Annotated in this window: 25 protein-coding genes; 22 read left to right on the top strand and 3 right to left on the bottom strand. The window is 63.4% G+C overall.

The window, feature by feature from the left end:
• Both AC1DW9_RS21215 and AC1DW9_RS21210 read left to right on the top strand, forming a co-directional pair.
• Complete coding sequence (locus AC1DW9_RS21215; RefSeq protein WP_476775697.1) at positions 1–1782, top strand: anti-CBASS protein Acb1 family protein; 1782 nt, start codon at positions 1–3, stop codon at positions 1780–1782.
• Between the two features lie 170 nt (positions 1783–1952).
• Positions 1953–2612 (top strand): phage head morphogenesis protein, encoded by a 660-nt coding sequence (locus AC1DW9_RS21210; protein WP_476855172.1) that lies wholly within the window; start codon positions 1953–1955, stop codon positions 2610–2612.
• Position 2613: 1 nt separating this feature from the next.
• Here AC1DW9_RS21210 and AC1DW9_RS21205 read toward each other — a convergent pair whose 3' ends face one another.
• Entirely contained in the window at positions 2614–2781 is a 168-nt protein-coding gene (locus AC1DW9_RS21205; RefSeq protein ID WP_476775699.1) for a hypothetical protein, read from the bottom strand.
• 98 nt (positions 2782–2879) lie between these two features.
• Between AC1DW9_RS21205 and AC1DW9_RS21200 the strand changes: the two genes are divergently transcribed.
• The 11 genes from AC1DW9_RS21200 to AC1DW9_RS21150 are packed head-to-tail and all read left to right on the top strand — an operon-like array spanning position 2880 to position 9716.
• On the top strand, positions 2880–3980 hold the full coding sequence (locus AC1DW9_RS21200) for a DUF2213 domain-containing protein (RefSeq protein ID WP_476775700.1): 1101 nt from the start codon (positions 2880–2882) through the stop codon (positions 3978–3980).
• A complete protein-coding gene (locus AC1DW9_RS21195) occupies positions 3980–4417 on the top strand; it encodes a structural cement protein Gp24 (protein ID WP_476775701.1) in 438 nt (145 codons plus the stop codon). Before AC1DW9_RS21200 ends, AC1DW9_RS21195 begins: the two co-directional genes overlap by 1 nt.
• A gap of 15 nt (positions 4418–4432) precedes the next feature.
• Positions 4433–5386, top strand: coding sequence for a DUF2184 domain-containing protein (locus tag AC1DW9_RS21190; RefSeq protein WP_476775702.1), 954 nt, complete (start codon positions 4433–4435; stop codon positions 5384–5386).
• Positions 5387–5398: 12 nt separating this feature from the next.
• Complete coding sequence (locus AC1DW9_RS21185; protein ID WP_476775703.1) at positions 5399–5752, top strand: hypothetical protein; 354 nt, start codon at positions 5399–5401, stop codon at positions 5750–5752.
• A 5-nt stretch (positions 5753–5757) separates the two neighbouring features.
• Positions 5758–5973, top strand: coding sequence for a hypothetical protein (locus AC1DW9_RS21180; protein WP_476775704.1), 216 nt, complete (start codon positions 5758–5760; stop codon positions 5971–5973).
• Positions 5973–6374: a DUF4054 domain-containing protein gene (locus tag AC1DW9_RS21175; RefSeq protein WP_476775705.1), complete on the top strand. Its 402-nt coding sequence runs from the start codon at positions 5973–5975 to the stop codon at positions 6372–6374. Before AC1DW9_RS21180 ends, AC1DW9_RS21175 begins: the two co-directional genes overlap by 1 nt.
• A gap of 3 nt (positions 6375–6377) precedes the next feature.
• A complete protein-coding gene (locus AC1DW9_RS21170) occupies positions 6378–6872 on the top strand; it encodes a hypothetical protein (protein WP_476775706.1) in 495 nt (164 codons plus the stop codon).
• Complete coding sequence (locus tag AC1DW9_RS21165; protein ID WP_476775707.1) at positions 6869–7252, top strand: hypothetical protein; 384 nt, start codon at positions 6869–6871, stop codon at positions 7250–7252. Before AC1DW9_RS21170 ends, AC1DW9_RS21165 begins: the two co-directional genes overlap by 4 nt.
• Complete coding sequence (locus AC1DW9_RS21160; RefSeq protein ID WP_476775708.1) at positions 7230–7796, top strand: phage neck terminator protein; 567 nt, start codon at positions 7230–7232, stop codon at positions 7794–7796. The genes AC1DW9_RS21165 and AC1DW9_RS21160 overlap by 23 nt, the downstream gene beginning before the upstream one ends.
• A 10-nt stretch (positions 7797–7806) precedes the next feature.
• Positions 7807–9231 (top strand): DUF3383 family protein, encoded by a 1425-nt coding sequence (locus AC1DW9_RS21155; protein ID WP_476775709.1) that lies wholly within the window; start codon positions 7807–7809, stop codon positions 9229–9231.
• Positions 9232–9263: 32 nt separating this feature from the next.
• The gene (locus tag AC1DW9_RS21150) at positions 9264–9716 is read left to right on the top strand and encodes a phage structural protein (protein ID WP_476775710.1); all 453 of its coding nucleotides are present in this window, start codon (positions 9264–9266) and stop codon (positions 9714–9716) included.
• Here AC1DW9_RS21150 and AC1DW9_RS21145 read toward each other — a convergent pair.
• A complete protein-coding gene (locus tag AC1DW9_RS21145; protein ID WP_476775711.1) occupies positions 9698–9913 on the bottom strand; it encodes a hypothetical protein in 216 nt (71 codons plus the stop codon). The two genes, AC1DW9_RS21150 and AC1DW9_RS21145, sit on opposite strands and share 19 nt — an antisense overlap.
• 3 nt (positions 9914–9916) lie before the next feature.
• Positions 9917–10687 carry a putative phage abortive infection protein gene (locus tag AC1DW9_RS21140; RefSeq protein WP_476775712.1) on the bottom strand — a complete coding sequence of 257 codons (771 nt, stop codon included), beginning with the start codon at positions 10685–10687 and terminating at the stop codon, positions 9917–9919.
• A gap of 269 nt (positions 10688–10956) precedes the next feature.
• On the opposite strand from AC1DW9_RS21140, the gene AC1DW9_RS21135 reads away from it, so the two are divergent.
• The 9 genes from AC1DW9_RS21135 to AC1DW9_RS21095 all read left to right on the top strand — a co-directional run bounded on the left by AC1DW9_RS21135 (position 10957) and on the right by AC1DW9_RS21095 (position 17264).
• A complete protein-coding gene (locus tag AC1DW9_RS21135) occupies positions 10957–11346 on the top strand; it encodes a phage tail assembly chaperone (RefSeq protein WP_476775713.1) in 390 nt (129 codons plus the stop codon).
• A gap of 274 nt (positions 11347–11620) precedes the next feature.
• Positions 11621–12001 carry a hypothetical protein gene (locus AC1DW9_RS21130; RefSeq protein WP_476775714.1) on the top strand — a complete coding sequence of 127 codons (381 nt, stop codon included), beginning with the start codon at positions 11621–11623 and terminating at the stop codon, positions 11999–12001.
• A gap of 8 nt (positions 12002–12009) precedes the next feature.
• A complete protein-coding gene (locus AC1DW9_RS21125; protein ID WP_476775715.1) occupies positions 12010–13581 on the top strand; it encodes a hypothetical protein in 1572 nt (523 codons plus the stop codon).
• A complete protein-coding gene (locus AC1DW9_RS21120) occupies positions 13578–14093 on the top strand; it encodes a phage baseplate protein (protein WP_476775716.1) in 516 nt (171 codons plus the stop codon). Before AC1DW9_RS21125 ends, AC1DW9_RS21120 begins: the two co-directional genes overlap by 4 nt.
• 3 nt (positions 14094–14096) lie before the next feature.
• A complete protein-coding gene (locus AC1DW9_RS21115; RefSeq protein ID WP_476775717.1) occupies positions 14097–14417 on the top strand; it encodes a phage baseplate plug family protein in 321 nt (106 codons plus the stop codon).
• The gene (locus AC1DW9_RS21110) at positions 14414–15283 is read left to right on the top strand and encodes a phage protein (RefSeq protein ID WP_476775718.1); all 870 of its coding nucleotides are present in this window, start codon (positions 14414–14416) and stop codon (positions 15281–15283) included. The genes AC1DW9_RS21115 and AC1DW9_RS21110 overlap by 4 nt, the downstream gene beginning before the upstream one ends.
• Positions 15284–15988 carry a Gp138 family membrane-puncturing spike protein gene (locus AC1DW9_RS21105; RefSeq protein WP_476775719.1) on the top strand — a complete coding sequence of 235 codons (705 nt, stop codon included), beginning with the start codon at positions 15284–15286 and terminating at the stop codon, positions 15986–15988.
• Positions 15989–15991: 3 nt separating this feature from the next.
• On the top strand, positions 15992–16360 hold the full coding sequence (locus tag AC1DW9_RS21100; RefSeq protein WP_476775720.1) for a contractile injection system sheath initiator: 369 nt from the start codon (positions 15992–15994) through the stop codon (positions 16358–16360).
• A gap of 7 nt (positions 16361–16367) precedes the next feature.
• A complete protein-coding gene (locus AC1DW9_RS21095) occupies positions 16368–17264 on the top strand; it encodes a hypothetical protein (protein WP_476775721.1) in 897 nt (298 codons plus the stop codon).

The following is a 17264-nucleotide window of genomic DNA, read 5'->3' as shown; positions in this document are numbered from 1 at the left end:
ATGCTGACGTCCGACACGCTCGTGAATCTGATTTCCGGGCTGGGGACGGTCAGGGACAAGTCGACGGGCGCGGCGTACGCGCTGACCTTTCTCGACAAGATGGCGCTCGACAACGCCTATCGCGGCGACTGGATCGCTCGGAAGATCGTCGACGTTCCGGCGTTCGATGAGACTCGCGAGTGGCGCGACTGGCAGGCCGATAAGCCCCAGATCGAGGCGATCGAGGCGGAAGAGGCCAGGCACTCCCTCCAGCGGAAGGTGGCGCTGGCTCGGAAGCTGGCGAGGCTCTATGGCGGCTCGGTCATCTTCATCGGTACCGGCGATGCCAACCCGATGGAGCCGCTGGTTCCGGATCAGGTCAAGAAGGCCGGGCTGAAATACCTCAACGTCTTCAGCCGGCACGAGATGATCGCCGGTGAGCTTGATCAGGATCCGCTCTCGCCCTTCTACGGCGAACCGGTGAAATACTCCCTGGCCGGTGCCGGCACGATGGTCGACATCCATCCGTCGCGGGTGGTGCGCTTCATCGGTGCCGAGATCGCCGATCGCGTGCTCGCATTCGACGGCTGGGGCGATAGCGTCCTGCAGGCAGTAAACGACGCGGTAATGCACGCTGGCTCAGCCGCCGGCACGATCGCCGCGCTGCTGCAAGAGGCCAAGGTCGACATCATCAAGGTGCCAGGCTTCATGGAGAGCCTGGGCGCCGCCGAGTACCGGGCTCGCATCATCGAGCGCTATTCGCTCGCCAATCTCGGCAAGTCGATCACCAACTCCCTGATGATCGACGCCGAGGAGGAGTGGGACCACAAGCAGATCAGCTTCGCCCAGTTGCCGGAGGTGCTGAACACCTACCTTCAGATCGCATCGGGCGCCGCTGACATTCCTGCGACACGCTTGCTGGGCCAGACGCCCGGCGGGCTTCAGTCGACCGGCCAGAGTGACATCCGGAACTATTACGACCGCATCAGCGCGGGGCAGAACCTCGATCTGAGGCCCGCTCTGTCGCGCCTCGACGAGGTGACCATCCGCTCCGCGCTCGGCAGCCGCCCGCCCGACGTTCACTACACCTGGGCCCCACTCTGGCAGATGACCGAGGTCGAGAAGGCCGAGGTCTTCAGCAAGAAGACGAAGGGCATCAAGGATCTGTCCGACACTGGCCTCGTGCCCGACCTCGCTCTCGCCCGAGGTGTGCAGAACATGCTGGTTGAGGACGGCATCATGCCCGGCCTCGACGCGGCGCTCGAGGAGTTCGGCGACGAGCCTGAGGACAGGGCTGCCGAGGAAGAGGCGGCGCGCCTCAATGCGGAGCAGCAGCGCCAGCAGACTGGCGATGCGAGGCCGCGCTCGCTGTATGTCAGCCGCAAGCTACTGAATGGCACCGAGTTCCTCACCTGGGCGAACGAGCAGGGTTTTGCGTCCACCCTTGAGGCGGACGACCTGCACGTCACGATCATATATTCCCGCACCGCGCTCGACTGGATGAAGGTCGGATCGCCGTGGGGCGGCGACGAGAAGGGGCGGATGACCATTGCTCCGGGCGGCGCTCGCATCGTCGAGCCTCTCGGAGACAAGGGCGCGGTCGTTCTCCTGTTCAACTCATCGGAACTCGCTTGGCGCCACATGGCGATGCGCGAGGCCGGAGCGGAATCGGAGTGGCCGGACTACCAGCCGCACGTCACGATTACCTATCAGCCCGGCGACATCGACCTCAGCAAGGTCGAGCCGTACCGCGGTAAGCTGGAGTTCGGGCCGGAGATATTCGAAGAGCTCGACGAGGCCTGATCATGGACATCCGCGAGTGGATGCGTGGGGCTCGCCAGACGAAGCGCCAGCGCGTCGTTCTGCGGCCGATCAGCGCCAGTGTCGCGTTTCAGGAAGCGCTCAGGCTGGCCACGAACAAGATCCTGCGGGAAGCCGTCGCGAGGGTAGCGGCCGATGTCCTTCCGGCGGCTGTGTCGGCCAAGGCCCAGTTGATGCGTGACGACCTGAACTGGTTCGAGCGCGCCATGCGGGCGTTCCGTGGGTTCATCGACGGAGCCCTTGAAGGTGCCAAGAGCGAGTATCGGCGGGCGTTCGAGACGGAAGAGGACCGGCATTCGCGCCGCTTCAACGAGGCGATGCGGTCGGCGATCGGGATTGATCTCGGGCAGGTCATCGTCGGCGAGGGCATCCAGAATACGATCGAGGCCGCCCTGCAGCGGAATGTTTCGCTGATCCGCGGCCTGACCGGTGACGTCGCCAAGAGGATTGAGACCAGGCTTCTCGACGCCCTGACGAAGGGGCTCGCCAACCGCGAGATCGAGAAGATCCTGTCCGACGAGTTCGGGATCGCCCGGCGCCGCGCCAAACTGATCGCCCGCGACCAGGCCGCCAGCTTCAACGGTGACCTGAACCGGATTCGTCAGCAGGCTATGGGCGTCACCGAATACGTCTGGTCGACGAGCAGGGACGAGCGAGTCCGCGGAAACCCTGACGGCCGCTATCCGAATGCCCGCCCATCCCATTGGGATCGGGAGGGCAAGAGGTTCAAGTGGTCGGCCCCCCCCAGTGATGGGCACCCGGGCCAGCCGATCAACTGCCGTTGCACTGCGCGGGCAGTCATCGAGTTTTGAACTATTTCTTCTTGCCGCCAGGCTTAGCATTCGGCTTTCCATCGCCGTGAGCAATGACAGCAGCTGCAAGGCTCTTTGCAACCTTGCCCGCGTTCGGATTGCTCAATGTCTTGCCGGCGAGGCTCTCAATACGAGGGGAGTGGTCTTTTGGTCCTTTGATATTGGCCATTTGTCCATTTCCTTCCGTTGCGACTCCCCAACGAGAGCACGTCCTGATCGATTCGAAACCTGGCCACTCGCGTTTTCCGCGTAATTCACAGGCTCACGATGCTCTTCACCGACAAGATCACCTTGTCTGGCACGCGCCGGACTGGGGATGGCTACCTTGTGGCCGACGCCCGGGTCGCGCGGACCGGCATCCAGATCTATCTCGGCCGTGAGGTCGGAAAGCCTGAACAGGAGCAGGTCCGCGTCTATCGGCCCGAGTCCGAGGTGTTCAGCACCGACGCGCTCGCTTCGTTCGCTCACCGCCCGGTCACGAACGATCATCCGGCCGAAGCCGTCGGTGCCCGCAATTGGAAGCAGCATGCGGTCGGCTCCACCGGCGGCGATATCGCCCGCGACGGTGAATTCGTCCGCATCCCGCTGGTCGTCATGGATCAGGTCGCGATCGATGCGGTCGAAGGCGGCAAGCGCGAGCTCTCGATGGGCTACGCCTGCGACCTCGACTGGACGCCCGGCAAAACGCCTGCGGGCGAACGCTACGACGCCATTCAGACCAACATTCGCGGGAACCACCTCGCGATTGTCGACGCCGGCCGCGCCGGCCCTCAGTGCCGCATCGGGGACTCCTGGGCGGCCACCCCTTCCCACCAGGAGTCCAACATGAAGACGTTCACCGTCGACGGCATCTCGGTCGAGATGTCGGATACGGCCATTCAGGTCGTGCAGAAGGTGCTCGGCCAGTTCGCCGACGCCAAGACCGCGCTGACTGATGCCAACACGAAGATCGGCGAGCTCACCGCCGCTGTCTCGACCAAGGATGGCGAGATCGCTGTCCTGAAGCAGCAGGTCGCCGACGCCAAGCTGACCCCGGCCCAGATCGACGCAGCCGTTCAGGCTCGCTCGGCGGTCATCTCCGACGCCAAGGCCATCACCGGTGCCGAGATCACCGCCGACGGCAAGACCGATGCTGACATCCGCCGCGCCGCTGTCGACGCCAAACTCGGCGACGCCGCCAAGGGCATGGACGACGCCGCCATCTCCGGTGCCTTCAAGGCCCTCCGCGCCTCCGTCAGCGATGCTGATCCGGTGCGCGGCGTCATCAAGGACGGCATCAAGCCTGTCGACCACTCTACGGTCGATAGCGCCCACGCCGCGATGGTCACCAGCCTCCAGGACGCCTGGAAGAACAAGGGAGCGGCCTGATGCCTGCGATCCAGACCACCTACGCCGCGACCCATGCTCGCTGGGTCGAGGGCATGCAGCTCAACATGGAGCCGTGCGTCATCGTCAGCCGCGTCGCGGAAGATGCCGAGGGCATCGGCTTCGGCAAGGTTGGCGTCCAGGGCACTGCGGACAACCAGGTCGTCGACTCCGAGGCGACGGTGAAATTTGTCGGCATCGCGGTGCTCGACATCACCCGCCCCACCGGCAAGTACGAGCAGTTCGACAACGTCGCCCTGATGAAGAAGGGCTTCATCGTCGTGCAAGCGTCGGTCGCGGTCGCCGTCGGTGACCCCGTCTATTACGTGCCGGCCACCGGCGTTCTGACGAACGTCTCGACCTCCAACACCCTCATCGCAGGCGCGCAGTGGGACACCAGCACTTCCGGTGCTGGCCTCGCCGCGCTGCGCCTCGGCTAACGCGGAGCGATCCTAATGAACAAGCACATCATGCAGGACGCTCAGCAGGTTGCCCTGAGCTTCCTGATCCGTCAGGCCTCGCTCATCGAGCCGAACGTCTATTCGATCCGGTACCAGGACATTCAGTATCAGTCCCTGATCCCGGTCGACACCTCGGCACCGGAATGGATTCAGTCCGTCACGTACTTCTCGATGGACTCGGTCGGCCGCGCCGAATGGTTCCACGGCAACGCCCACGACGTCCCGAAGGTCGAACTGACCCGCGAGAAGTTCGAGACCTCCGTCTCGATGGCCGCGATCGGCTACGGTTACACGCTCGAGGAGCTCGGCACCGCCCAGCTGTTCGGAATGAACCTCACGTCGGACAAGGCTTCGGCCGCTCGCCGCGTCGCGGAGGAGAAGATCGACGGGGTCGCCTTTGTCGGCGATGCCGCGAAGGGCTTTACCGGCCTGGTCAATGCCACCGGTCCGACCGCCACCACGGCGCCGGCCGACGGCACCGGCTCGGCGACGACCTTCGCCAGCAAGACGCCGGACCAGATCCTGCGCGACATCAATGGCCAGCTCACCGGCATCTTCGTCGGCACGCTCGGTGTCGAGATGGCGGACACGCTTTTGCTGCCGTACTCGGTCCTGCTCGACCTCTCGACCCGTCGGATCGACGCGGTCAACCAGACCACGATTCTCGAATGGATCGAGAAGAACAACATCTACACCCGCACGACCGGTCAGCCCCTGACCATCCGCGGCGTGTTCGGCTACCTCGACACCGCCGGCGCCTCGTCGACCAAGCGCATGGTCGCCTATCGCCGCTCGCCCGAGGTGCTGAAGATGCACATCCCCATGCCGTTCCGGTTCCTGCCGGTCTGGCAGACGGGCCCGATGCGTTTCGACGTGCCGGGGATCTTCCGCCTGGGCGGCGTCGACATCCGCCGTCCGAAGTCCGTCCGCTATCTCGACGGCATCTGAGGAGGATCGACCGTGAAGATCACCAACATCCAGAAGGGCCCGCGCGGCGTGAACACGCTGGCCGGCACTGTGCTGATCGAGCCGGGGCAGACCGTCGAGGCTGAACTGTCCGCGGCCGAACACAAGGTTGCGAAGGCGACCGGCTGGTTCGACTTCGAAGGCAAGCCGAGGGCCGAACCCAAGAAGGCGGAAGGTGAGCAGGGGGGCGATGCTCCCGGGGCGCTCATCGCCAAGCACTCCGGCGGCGGCCGGTACTTCGTCGTGGACGGAGGCGAGAAAGTCTCCGATGTCATGACGAAGGAGGACGCCGAGGCCTTCAACGCTCTCTCCGATGAGGAGAAGGCTGCCTTCGTGAAGAAGGACTGAGGCCGATGGCCAAGGCCCCGCTCTACACCGTCCTGAACCCGTCGAAGGAGCCGCAGTTCGCGGTGTTCGGCGGGCGCAAGGAGCCGATCGACGCCGGCAGGGAAAAGGCGCTCGCGTTGTCGGATGACCACGCGGTCGCAGTCGCCGGCCAGGGCTTCAAGGTGATCGATCCTGACGGGAAGCCTGTCACCGCCAAGCGCGAGCCGAAGGCGAAGGGCTGATGCCGTACACCACCCCGACGCTCGAGCAGTTCCGGACGAAGTTCCCGACCTTCTCGGGCGTCGCGGATGCCACGATCAACGCCGCGATCGATGAGGCGCGATCCTCGGTCGATACGACCTGGATCGAGGCGGACTATCAGCCGGCGATCCTCTACCTGGCGGCTCACATCCTCACGATCGACGGTGCGCTTATCGCCGCGTCGGACCTCGGTGGCGCCGGTGGCATCGTCGGTGCGGGGCTCGTCTCCGACATGAAGGTTGGCGACGTCAGCGTGAAGATGGCCGGATCGGCGAGCGGCGGAAGCGGTCCCGAATCCTCTTCGGGATACGCTACGACGCCGTACGGCCGCCGCTACCTCGAATTGCTCCGTCGCAACCATCCCGCCGTCGCTCTGGTCTGATCCATGGCTGTCATCCGGACAAAGGTCACGCATCGCCATCGCGGCGACCTGGCGAAGCACATCGCCAAGATCACGAAGGGGCTTGAGGGCCCGCGCAAGGTCAAAGTCGGTTTCCCCGCCGGCAAGGCGGACAAGGATGTCGTCTCGATCGCGATCTGGAACCATTTCGGGACGTCGCGGGGCATCCCGCCGCGCCCCTTCATCACCATCGCGATGTTCAAGGCTCGGGCCGAGGTTCGCATGAACTTGCGCAAGATCGCCGAGGCCACGGTCGTGAAAGGCATCCCGGTCAGCCGACAGCTTCCGAAGCTGGGCGCTTATGGTGCCGGCAAGATCCAGGATCAGATCGCGTCGAACACACCGCCTCCCAACGCGCCGTCGACCATTCGGCAGAAGGGTTCGTCGGGGACGCTGATCGACACCGGGCGGATGCGCCAGAGCGTGACCTGGGCACTTGACGCCGGAACCAGCGTTCCCAGTGCAGGCAGCAAGAAATGACGCTGTTCGGTGGACTGGCCGGGCTCGCCGTGGATGCAATGGCGCGGCCGGCCACGCTCGTTCGTGCCGGTGCCGGTTCCTACGTGAATGGCAAGTGGACGCCTGGCGCTCCGTCTTCCACAGCCATTCGCGCCGTCATCCAGGACCCGAAGGAGTCGGACATCCGCCAATTGCCTGAAGGCGAGCGGACCGAGGCCTTCATGGTGATCTGGTCGCGCTCCGAACTTCGCACATCAGACGAGACCGCCAAAACAGAGGCCGATCGCGTCACCAGCGAAGACGGCCAGACATTCAAGATCACGCGGGCTTCGGCCCGAACCGAGGCCGGCTTCTACCGCGCCATCGCGAGGCTCGAATATGACCGAGGACGACGCGTTTGATCTTCTGCGCGCCTACCTAGTTAAGGTCGCCGCCGACGCCGTCCTGATCGCTCCGGCGCGAGAGGTGCTGGTCGACGTCATTCGAGACGCCCAGGGGGCTCCGCGCCCCGTTGGCGCTTACGCGATGATCGACTTCATCACCGACCGCGATCTCGATGAGGTCGACGGCGAGAGCTTCGGCGACGTCAACATTGGCGGCGATGACCGCGTCGTGATGTGCAAGGCACGCGGCGTCGAGTGGCTGTTTCAGGTCAATATCTTCGCCAAGCGCCCCATGGATTGGGCCAGGCTTTTCCGGGCTGGCCTGCGCGCTGGCGAAGCATCGGTTTGGATGGCTCCTCTGGTCGTCCGAGACGTCCGCGAGATCAAGCGTGCGCCCGAGCTCATCCAGCAGGAATGGGAGGGCAGGGCGGCGTTCGAGGTCTCGCTCGGCGCGGTCGTCTCCGAACAGCTGCTCGTCGACGTGATCGAGAGGGGCACCGTCATCACCGAAGGCGCGGGCGGTTCGACCGTCACGACGTCCTTCTCCTACGCAAAACCCTGAGGAGCCGCGCATGGCCCGCCTTCCCTATAGCCGCGTCGTGGATGTCCCCCTGACGCGCCAGGACCGCTTCGCCACGGCGACCGGCTTCTCTGTCGCGCTGATCGTGCAGCCTGACACGATCGCCGGCGTCCTGGACGCCACCCACCGCACCAAGCTCTACAGCGATATGACCGAGGTCGGGGTCGATTTCGACAGCGGAGACGCGGCCTATAAGGCGGCCTCGGCGATGTTCGCGCAGAACCCGCGTCCGCGTCAGATCAAGATCGGCTACCGCAACAGCGCGAACCCGATCACCGACGAACTTGACGCGATCTATGCGGCGGACCCCGACTTCTACTGGCTTGGCTTCACCGCCGAGATCCGCGACACCATCAACCAGCAGCTTGCGGCCGACTGGGCTCAGTCGAAGTCCGTGCTGCAGGGTCTGGAATCGAACGACGTCAGCACCGAGACTGCCGCGGCCGTTCCCGACAAGACCTCGACCGTTACGATCACGATCGCGACGCCGGGCGTCGTCACCTGGACCGGCCACACGCTGGTCAATGGCGATCCGGTCGTTCTCACGACCACGGGCACGCTGCCCACTGGGCTGATCGCCGGCACGACCTATTACGTCGTCAGCCAGGCGACGAACACGTTCCAGCTCGCTGCGACGGCCGGCGGCTCCGCGATCAACACGACCGGTTCTCAGACCGGCGTGCATACGGCGACGAACCCGCAGTATGGCGGTTCGATCGCGGAATACATCGAGAGCAAGGGCTACGACCGCTCGTTCGTGTTCTACCACACCGACGCGACGCTCTATCCGGCGTTGGCGCTGCTGGCCTATTGCGCCACGCGCGACCTCGACCGCGGTAACCAGCTGGCGGCACAGCGCGGCGATATCAACAGCGGCAATGCATACACGGCGAAGTTCAAGAAGCTCGCTGGCATCACCACCCTGAACAAGGGCTCTGCCGTCGTCCAGGCGATCACTGGCTTCGTCCCGGGGCTCGGGATCGATGCCGCGCAGGGTCACCGGGCCAACACCTACGTCGACATTGGCGGCCTGCCGATGGTGGTCGAGGGGTCGGTCGGCTCCGGAGCCTTCATCGACGAGATCCACGCGTCCGACTGGATCGTCGCCCGGATGCGGGAGGCGCTTCTCTCGACCCTCGCCAACAATGACCGCATCCCCTTCACCAACCCCGGGGTCGCGATCCTGACCAACACGGTCGATGGGGTGATGAGGCGCGGCGTCGCCGCCGGCGTGGTCGCGGCCGAGTTCACTGACGATGCTTCCGAGGTCACGCCCGAGTACAAGATCAGCGTCGATCGGGTGGAGAACATCCCGGCCTCACAGCGCCGCAACCGCATCGCGCCCGATATCAAGGTCGATTTCCGCTACGCCGGCGCCATCCACTACGCCAGCACCTCGATCACGCTCCGGTTCTGATCCGGCAGCCCTTCTGACCAGGAGCACCTTCCATGGCTGTGAATTGCCCGCCGCTCACGCTCTACTCGATGCAAAATGTCGCCGTCACGCTCGACGGGCGGCAGGTCATTGGGCTTTGGGAAGGCGATGACGCGGTCGTCGTCGAGCGTCCGACGGATCTCGGCACGCCGCTAACCGGCGCCGACGGCGCTTCGGTCGTGTCGATCTCGGCTGACCAGTCCGCGACCGTCACCATCAAGCTGATGCCGAACTCGGCGATGAACGCCTATCTCGAGCAGCGCGTGAAGGCGATGCGGATGGGCAGCCAGCGCCTGATCACGATCGGCATCCGCGACACCAGCACAGGGGAGGGCGGCGGCTGCTCCTCGGCCGTCATCACGAAGGAGCCAAGCAAGAGTTACGGCGCCAACGCGACCGAGCGGGAATGGGTCATCTTCTGCAATTGCTGGCAGGAGAACGACATCACCTACAACCCGGCGGCCTGATCCCGCTTCTTCAGTTCGTCCATGAGGTCGAACGGGGTCGGAATCGGCTTCGGTGATAGCCCTTGGAATTCCTTGGGACCGATGCCGAGCTTGATCGCGATGATCTGCAGCAAGGCTGTCTGCATCATCGCGAGCTCGCGGAGTTGAGAAACTTCGGCCTGAAGCCGGTCGAATTTCTCGTTTTGTGCATCACTCATCGCTCAGTCCTCATGGCCCAAAAATGCCTCTGAAGGATAAAGCCGCTCCAGTTCGTTCCTAATCGCCCCCGCAGGCAGGTATTTTAGTAGTCGATACTCCGTTACCAGCGTTGAAAAATCCTTGGCCAGCGGGAGTTTCCCATTCAGGCCAATCAAAGCCAGCTCTGAGCTGTTGAGTTGACCGCGAAGGAGTTTGGCGTAAGAAAGTTTTTCTTGACGCGACAGAACATTATCCTTACGCAATCGATCCAAAATTCGGTAGATCACCCGAAAATAAGGGCTCAACGTTACCTCATAGTTGACGTGTATTTCCTTACTGTACACCTGTGTATATGGATTATTCCCTGCGGGAAGGCGAAATCCTAGATTCTCGTGAGTTAGGATTCTTTTGAGGGCGTTACCGAATGCTTCAATCCCATTGAAGGAATTCCCTTCGATGTTCTTTGTAGAGACTTGCGCCCTACAATCCCGCAGTAGACGGAGCAGTTCAAAGAACGTGCTTTCAAATCTTTGGCGGTGGAGGTCGTCCTGCTGCTGCTGCAGCGCCTTTTGCTGAAGTTTCAGTGCTTGTCCCTGTGATCGCAGGGTCAGGATGACCGCCACAAAACCGAAGCCACTGATAAGCGCATTGAATGCGCCGAATGTATCGCCCCATTGGCCGGCCGTTTCGAATGCTGTCGAGTTGGAAATCCACAGGCCGAGTTTGAATCCAAAGAATGCCCAGACGAGCCATGCGACGAGCGTGGCGAGTCCTATCAATAAGCCGGTCTTCAATGCGTAGCCCCCCAGGCCCTTCGATAAGCCAGGGCCTCCCTCACCGAAGCGGATTAGATTGGCTTCCGCAACGGGACTTTATGCCGATTCATCCCATGACCTGCTCCCGCTGCACAGCCGCGCGCCAGGCGGCATCCCACGCGGTTCGCTCCTTGGCCGCTGGCAGGATGAACGAAGCCGCCAGCGCCGCGCGCCAGGCCATCGACGAAATCAAATCCAAGGTCGCCGAAAGCGATCGCATTCGCGCGATCACGCGCAAGAGGTGAGGGATGGCCGAGAAGAAAATCAACGGGCGGACGGTTCGTTATGACCGGCTGCCGGCTGACGATGGGCTGAAGATGCTTTTGCGCGTCCTTAAGGTGCTCGGCCCGGCCTCCGGTCTGATCGAGGCAATCGCCGCTGAGGACGACAGCCAGCGCGACTTGCTTGCCATGAGCGCCATCGCATCATTCGTCGGCCAGATGGACAACGAAGCGGTGTTCACCCTGATCATGGATATGGTCCGCCACTGCCACATTGACGGCGACCAGGCCGTTCCCGGCATCATGGATCTTCAGGAGCTCCTCGCGGTCGCGATGTTTGCGCTGCAGACGGAGTTTGGCAGTTTTTTCGCCGACGGCGCGGGCTCGGTCCTCCAGAGAATGCGACCGGCGGCGTAAGCCTGTCCGCGTCGCAGGTCCGCGCCATCGCTCCCAATATTGCAGATGCCCTCTTCCTTTGGCGGCCGACGCGCTGCGACCCGCCGCTCGCAACCCGACATGAGCTTCGGACGGTCTACACTCTCGACGACCTCTTCGACATGAACGAGCTGCTCGACATCGAGGAGCACATGGCGGCGAAGGCGATTGAGGAGGCGGGACGACCTGGGCGGTGATCCCGTCGACTCCGCCGCCGGCTCCCGCAATCATTCGTCGCTTTCGATGGAGGTTGCACATGCGCGCGCTTGTCGCGGTCGGGATAATGCTGGTCGCGGGGGAAGCGGGGGCACAAGCGACGCCTCGGGTTGTCACATTCGCGGAGCTAGCGCGAAACCGCCCAGCATGGGCCGGCGACACCGTGCGCATTGACGGCGTCATGGTTTTTGGCTTCGCCCAATACAGCGGCGGCGTCGTTCGCGACGGGACGTCCGGTGCGAAACTGGACGACGCGGGCATGACGCCGCGCACAATCTACCACTTGGAGCGGTTCTGTAGCCGCGCTCCTGCTTCAGGACACCCGAAAGAGTGTCGGGGCTCGCTGATCTTCAAGGTCACAATCCGCGAAGAATACCGCGGCGGCTTCACCGTGAGGGAGGCCGAGTTCATCCCTGAATAGGAACAGCTATGGCCGTAATCGAGGAACTCGTCTCCAAGCTGGGCTTTGAGGTCGAGGGCCTCGCCAAACTCAAGGCAGCCGCCAAGCAGTTCGACGCGACGAAGAGCAGCGTCATTGCGTCCGCCAACCCATTGAAGCAAGCCGGCGCGTCCGCCGGGATCGCTGCTGTTGGCGTTGGTAAGCTCGGCGCCGAGTCGAAGAAGTCGAGCCGCGGTGTGCTGTTGCTGACAACGGCCATGTCGGGCCTCCGCCGAGCCGGCCGAGTTGCCGTCAGTATCCTTCGCGGCGTCCTCTTGGTTGCCCTCCGCCTCGCTCCTGCCGTTTTGGGTATTGTCGCGGGTCTAGCCGCAGTCGCTCTTGCGTTTGCCCGGGCAGGGTCGAAAGCGGCCATGGCACGCCGTGAGTTCTCGCTCGCCGCAAAGGAGATCGGCACCAGCGCGCAAAACCTCGAGACCGTTGGCAATGTTCTCCGCGTCGCCGGCTTCGGTGATGGGTTTGAGGATGAGGCCAAGAAGGTCGTCGGGGCGATGGATGAAGTCGCCAGGACCATCCGGAAGGGCGGTGACGACGCGGTCGAAGCCAAGAAGAAGTTCCAGGGCTTTGGCATCGACCAGAGCTTGAACGTCGACCCGAAGACCGGGCAGAGCCGAGACAGCGCCGCCATCGCCCTGGATGTGTTTCAGGCTTACAAGCGCGCGACCGAGCAGGCTGCCAACCTCCGCAAGCAAGCTGACGCGCTTGGTAGCAAGGCGCCGAAGAAGGCCGCCGCTCTGCGTAAGAAGGCGATCGAGCAGGACAGGAAGAACGAACAGTTTGCCGAGGATGCCGGCATCAGCGGCAAGCTTAAGGTGCTGCTCGACAGCATCGCGCTGAAGGATCTTCCGGCCATCATCGCTAAGGCGGCGAGCCTCTTCCCGACGACGTCGAACAAGTCGGAGGGGCAGCAAAGCGAGGTCGCCAAGCAGGCCATCGAAGCGGGCCTCAAAGTGGATGCTCTATTGAAGGGCACGACCGACCGGTTGACCGATCTCGGAGTCGCGCTCGCCACGCACGTTCTGCCGCCGCTCAATTCCTTCCTCGACTCCATCCTCAAATTCGGCAAGGCGACTGGTCTCATCAAGGAGACCAAGGGCGAGTACGACGCGCGCACCGAGACGGAGCGCGAAGCACGGCGGGCTTCTGGCTTCGGCGGGACGCGTGACGAGACCGCCAGCGAGGTCAGGCGCCGCACAATCGTAGACGCTGAGCGCAAGCAGTTCGAGGAATACAAACGCCGCAACGCTCTTCCAGCGCGCGACAAGGACACGTCTCTCCCCCAGCCTGAGTCCTGGCTCAAGTGGATCAGCCGCCAAATCTCGCCCGAGACCAACGCGGCGAAGATGCAGAAGTCTGCGGAGGCCAAGACCGACAGCCGCACCTATAGCGACATAGGAAACGATCACCGGACGCAGAACGTCACGGTCAACCAGACGCTTCAGCAGGATGCGGCTGCCGTCGCTGCGGCCGCGCGCAACGCGGTCCTTGGGGCGATCTCGACCAAGGGCGCCAACACCTCGACTGGAGCGCTGACAGCGCCATGAGCTGCATTCTCGTTGGCCGCGCGATAGGCGGCGTGTTCGTCGACGTCGTGCTCTGGGAAGAGCACGAGGCGGAGATGGAAATCGCCGAGCATCCCGTCGAGAGCGGAGCGAAGATCAGCGATCACGCCTGGCGCACTCCATATCGGGTGACGTTGGAATCCGTCGTTGACGGCACCCGCGCCGTTGCCGCGTTCCAGCAGATCCTTGCGGTCCAGGAGACCGCCGAGCCTTTCAGCCTCGTGACTGGGCTGAGGGTCTATCCGAACATGCTGATCAAACGGATCAGCGCGACGCGGGACAAGGAACACGGCCGCGTCCTGAAGTTCGAGGCAGAGTGTCAGGAAGTCATCATCGTCAACACCGAGAGCGGCGGCGCGAACGGTAATGATGGGACGACCGACAGTGACGCGGCCAAGAAGACGACCAATCGCGGTCAGGTCTCTGCGCGAACGAGCCAGAGCATCCCCTCGAACACTAACTCGATCCTTTCCAACGCGATCGCAGTCGACTGAGCCATGGCATTTCGCGAGTTGCCCATCATCGACGCCCCGTCGCAGGCGTTCACGACGACCCTTGCCGGCCGGCGCTGCGATTTCCGGGTGAATTACTCGACCTGGGCGAACCGATGGTCGTTCGATCTCGATATTGACGGCGCTCGCGCCTTGTCAGGACGTCGCATTGTGTTGGGCGTCGATCTCCTCGCACCGTTCAATCTCGGCATCGGCAGCATCGTCGCGGCGCCTTGGGGCGAGGACGACGTCGAGCCGGGTCGTACCGAACTGCCGTCTGGCCGGGTCCGGCTCTTCCATTACGATCCTGCCGAGGCCGCCGCGTGAGCTATCGCCAGTGGAAGCGCGTCGTCGAGGTGACGATCTCCGGCAAGGCCGGTTCGATCACCGTACGCGACCTCAAGATCGATTTCAGCGTCTCCAAGAGCATCGGGTCGAAGCAGAACACCGCGACGATCTCTGTCTGGAACCTGACCAAGAGCCACCGCCGGCAGCTCGGCGAGGAATTCGACAAGGTCGAGCTCAAAGCCGGATATGCCGAGGGGCCGGTTTCGACGATCTTCAAGGGGTCGATCCGCGACGTCACTCACACGAAGGAAACAGCCGACGTGAAGTCGGAGATGGAGTGCGGCGACGGCGACGAGGGAATCGGCAAGGGGGCGGTGTCCAAGACCTTCCCTGCCGGCACCAAGCCCAAGGCCATCATCGAGCACATCATCGGCGAAATGCCCGGGACGACGAAAGGCGAGATGAAGGGGATCGACGATCTTCCTGCCTACAAGCGACCCGTCTCGATTTACGGATGGGGCTTTCGCGAGCTCGACAAGCTCGGTCGCGAGCATGGCTTCTATTGGTCGATCCAGAACGGTGAGTTCCAGGCGGTCAAGAACGACCGGACGTTGAACGGCACCACTGTCGTCTCGAAGGAGACCGGCATGGTCGGGATTCCCGAGGTCACGGACAAGGGCTGCAAGGTCAAGGCTCTGTTGAACCCCAGCATTGCGCCGGGCCGCATGATCGATGTCCGTTCGGATTTTCTCGACGAAGCCAGCGGCCAGGACAAGCGCAAGAGCGACGACGGGGGCGGCATCTTCCGCGTCTCAGAGGTGATCTTCAGCGGGACCAACCGCGGCGAGGAATTTTATGTCGATGCCGAGGGCAATCGGGTCGAGGGCGGCAAGGTGGTGAAGTGAATGGCCGGCTACCAAGGGACATCGACCCGCCGCAGCGGCCATGAGGCGCTCGCGGCCGTGATCGAAGCCGAGCGCCGGGAGATCAACACGGTCCTGGACGGCACGATCGTCAGCTACGACAGGGCGACCCAGCAGGCGACGATCCAGCCAAAGCTGAAGCGCAAGTTCGGCGACAAGGAATTGGCGGCGCCGCAGCTGCAGAACATCAAGGTCGTCCAGGCGAAGGGCGGCGGTCACGGCGTCCACGTCGACCTGGCGGCCGGCGATCCTGTTACGATCCACTTCCGCCAGCGCAACACCGATACCAGCCAGACCGAAGGCGGGGACGCCGACGGGTCGCCGGGGCGAATGAATGACTTGTCCGATGCGGTCGCCTTCCCCGGCGGCGGCTCAGATTCGCAGGTCCAAACCAACATGCCGGCGGGCGGCGCCCATTTCGGCAAGTCGGATGGCAAGAGCGGGCTGCAATCGCGTTCGGACGGATCATCGGCCATCGTCGGAGGCCCCAACGGCTCCGACAAGCTTGTCGTCAACGCCGCCGGCAGGATCGACCTTAAGAGTGAGAGCGGCGACAGCCTCCTCGACGTTGTCCGCGCCGCGCTGGTGCTGATCAAAGATCACCTGAACGGTGGCGCCGCGACTGACGCACCGTCGCAGGCCGCCGCAACGGCTCTTATCGCCAAGATCGACGGGATGAAGGCCTGAGCCATGGCAGACTTTGTTGGCCTGTCGATCCAACCGCACAATGATCTGCGGTTGGACGAAACCGGCTCGCCCATCCTCGTATTCGATGCGGAGGCGATCGGCGAGCATATCCGCCAGCGCCTGATGCTTTGGCGGGCGGAATGGTTCTTGAACCTCGACGCGGGCGTCGAGTGGACCCGCTACGTGCTCGGGCGCCCGCCTTCTGAGCTCCCGCTCGCCGAGAGCATCATCAAGGCAGAGATCGCGGCCACGCCCGGCGTCTCCGAAATTCTCGAATTCAGCGCGGTCTATGACCGGGCATCGCGTGGCCTGCGCATCGAGCGATGCCAGGTCGCTACCGTCTTCGACGACGTCATCGACATTCAATTCTGAGGTCCCGATGGTCTATGGCGTCATCCCAAGCGGCTTCGAGCTGAAGCGGCTGCCGGAGATCCTTGCCGACATTGAGGCGGACAACGTCCCGACTTTCGGGCCGGGGGTGATCCAGACTGCGGCGTCTCCGCTGGGAGAGTTGAACGGCCTGCATGCCGACTTGGCCGCCAAGCTGTGGGAGCTCGCTCTCTCGGTCTACCAGAGCATGGATCCAGATCAGGCGGAGGGGGCTCGGCTGGATCAGGTCGGAAAGCTCCGGCTCCTCTCCCGTTCTGCAGGCGAGAGCGACATCGATTTCCGACAGGCAATCACAAATGCTGGGCGGGCCCGCATCGACATGTCGGACCTGTCGCAGGCTCTGTCCGCTCTTTCCGGAGTCGCATGGGTTCAGACCTATGTGAACGATGGCGACATTGCGGATGCGGACGGGATCAGTGCTCACAGCGTCGCCGTTGCAATCCTCGGTGGCGATGATGATGAGATCGCGCGGACTATCCGCGCTTACGTAGTTCCCGGCATCGGCACCTATGGGAATACGACACTCGAAACCACAATCGAAGGCTTCTGCAGGTCGATCAAGATCATCCGTCCGACTGAGGTGAACGTCACGATTGAGGTCGATGTCGACGCAGAACCTGATCGCAGCGGTTGTCCGCCGCCCTCAGCGCTCGCCATTGCAGCCGGGCTTGGGCAGTCGCTGACCGGGGTCAATCGCCCACGCAATGGTCAGGACGTGACGGAGTTTCTGATCCGCCAGGCGATCGAGAGTCGATATCCGAATGCTCGGGTTGTTGCGGTCCGTGCGAGTGTGACGCCGGCCGCAGTTGGTGCCGTCCCGATCGCAATCTCTTTCTTCCAGATCATGGCCGTTTCGGCTGATCGTATCACCATCATTCCGGTGTAG

The sequence above is a fragment of the Allobosea sp. P4_E12 genome, assembly GCF_056401655.1.
The sequence above is the reverse complement of the archived record's forward strand: the minus strand, read 5'-3'. Positions and strand labels throughout refer to the sequence as shown.